This window comes from Parachitinimonas caeni (genome assembly GCF_030129945.1).
GTDB lineage: Bacteria > Pseudomonadota > Gammaproteobacteria > Burkholderiales > Chitinimonadaceae > Parachitinimonas > Parachitinimonas caeni.
Window position 1 is genome coordinate 1 of the sequence record NZ_JARRAF010000106.1, and the last position, 2,179, is coordinate 2,179.

Below are 2,179 nucleotides of genomic sequence, written 5' to 3' on the forward strand. Positions count from 1 at the left end.
AGCTGGTAGGTGAAGTCGGTTGAACCAACCGGGCGGTACATCACCAGCATCCGGTCGGCCGCCACCCCGCTCACCTCGATACGGCTGCCGCTGGCGCTGATTTGCACCGGCAGGCCACTGCTGGCGGAATCTCAATTATTTTTTTAAAGAACAACGTTTTATTGCAGAGGCGATTCGGCTATTTATTAAAATAGCCGCTCGTCTTTATTGCCAGCACAACACCACAACAATCATCCCCACCAAAACCTGAACGGCTGGACGCCGAAACAGGTTTTGGAGAATGAAAACCCTTTTACCAGCCCACCCAAACATATTGAGCATTTCGAAGAATGGGAAGGCTTGTTGACAGGGATCCGAATACGGCGTTAGTCAGAATCCGAAACCCAAGCCAAACCCGATAGTCCATCCCTTCTTCCGGTCAAAAATTGATGGGAAGAAGGGAGTGGGGAATGTCTAGCGGTCGTGCGGTCATGATACCGTGCATATTTAGCCAACCTTCCATGCAACCTTCCACTTATCTCCATTAACTTTACGAGTAGCCGTCATAACATCGAGCTCGCCAAAACCCCTACTGTAATCAGACCACTTGATCATGACAGCATTATTAGCTATCGCCACTTGATAAATCAGTGTTGGCGGCCATTCCCGCCCTCTGAGCCATAATGCAACTCGTCCACAAAAACCTAAATTCCAATCAACCTTTTCGAGAAAATTATTCTCACGCAAAAAATAGACTTCTTCTACCAACTCATTTTGAACTACCAAAACCCTAAACTTCGCACCATTTGCCTCAGCACGAATTTTATCAGCTGGTAGATCATTAGATAAGGATCTAAAGCTATTCATTTTAATTACTGCCTGCTAAAAAAATTATAATAGTAACCACCAGCTTCTCGTCCATAACGGGAGGTGGTTACTGCAGCATATCCCCCAACGACAATGCCTGCGGCCAAAATGGCAGTTCCACCAAGCGTGATCCCTAAAGCAGCAAGGCCAAGTGCTGCTCCTCCTACTGCCATAGTCGCAAGTGTCCCTCCCGCCCAGCCCCCCGCAATTGAGCCAATCTCCTGTGCAGTGTATAGACCATGTTGCCCTTGCGGTGCATTGTAAACGCGAGCGGCGCCACCGGTAGCTTCAGCAGCTATTGCAAAAGGACCAAGTATTCGTGATAAGGTGTTAACCCGAGAAACCCAGCCATTACTAGCTCCAGATGACTTAATTATGCGCTCGTATACACCACTCTCTGTCGCAATGCCCCCACTCTTAACTATTTTCTTAGCAGAATATTCTGCTTGAGAAACAAAAGTCCTTTCTAACTCAATGGCCTGGGAGACAATTCTCCCCCCAGGACTTAACTTACTTTGAGTAGCCGCACGAAGTTCTTGCCTTTCACCAAATGCTTGTATCGCAATATTTTTACCCTGAGCTCCTGATCTTTGATCAAGTGACAACTTATTAAACTCACTTAGATAAAACTTACTATTAGCAATAGCTTGTGCTTTATAGCCAGCTCGTTGATTTGCGTCATATAAAGTGGCCGCAGAGTATGCGAGTAAGTTTGAATCCTTGTTGTATTCCCATTCCCATGCGGATTTAGCAAGATCGACGGGTGTTTGAGATAGCTTTGCCACCAAGGAATTATCACTCAGCTGCATGTCAAATTCTGGCATCAAATTCCGAGAGACATGTTCTCTAGTAAGCGTCTGTACAATTTCCCCTGTTCCTGTGGCGATTTGCTTAAACAAAGATTCGACATTCGATTTTTGTCGAGGCCATTCAGCAGTTACCGTAATTGGAGAAGACGCCATAGACTCGTCATGAGGACGAGTAGTTGCCCCATTCGGTAGCAAGAAATATTGCTCTTCACGGCCATATGAGTCTTTCCCCATGAATGGGATGCCCCCCAGTTTTCGCAAATCAGCGCTACTTAGACCGCCTTTAGGCCCCCTAGGTCCAGTAGCCCCCATACGGCCGGAAGTTGGAATAAAGCCCCCCTCTTCCTGCGGATACTCTCCCCACGGTACAACGCCATAATAGTCAGTCTCTTGCCCAATCTGCCGGCCGTTGCCATCAAACATGCGGCCGGTGTCGTCCATATAGGGCTGTCCGGCAGTCATGGCCTTGATGCGGTCGGCCGTAGCTGTCTGCTCGCCCGACTTCCTCTGCCCCGATTGATTGG

Annotated in this window: 2 protein-coding genes; both read right to left on the reverse strand. The window is 48.0% G+C overall.

Annotated elements, in window-relative coordinates; genetic code table 11:
• Positions 1-486 precede the first annotated feature (486 nt).
• Positions 487-846: a hypothetical protein gene (locus tag PZA18_RS23730; protein WP_284103374.1), complete on the reverse strand. Its 360-nt coding sequence runs from the start codon at positions 844-846 to the stop codon at positions 487-489.
• A 5-nt stretch (positions 847-851) separates the two neighbouring features.
• On the reverse strand, positions 852-2,179 hold a 1,328-nt coding region (locus tag PZA18_RS23735; protein WP_308447454.1), incomplete at its 5' end, for a hypothetical protein.

Bases quoted from the DNA above. Each gene is read 5' to 3' on its own strand.
- PZA18_RS23730 (WP_284103374.1), bottom strand. From the start codon at position 846: ATGAATAGCTTTAGATCCTTATCTAATGATCTACCAGCTGATAAAATT.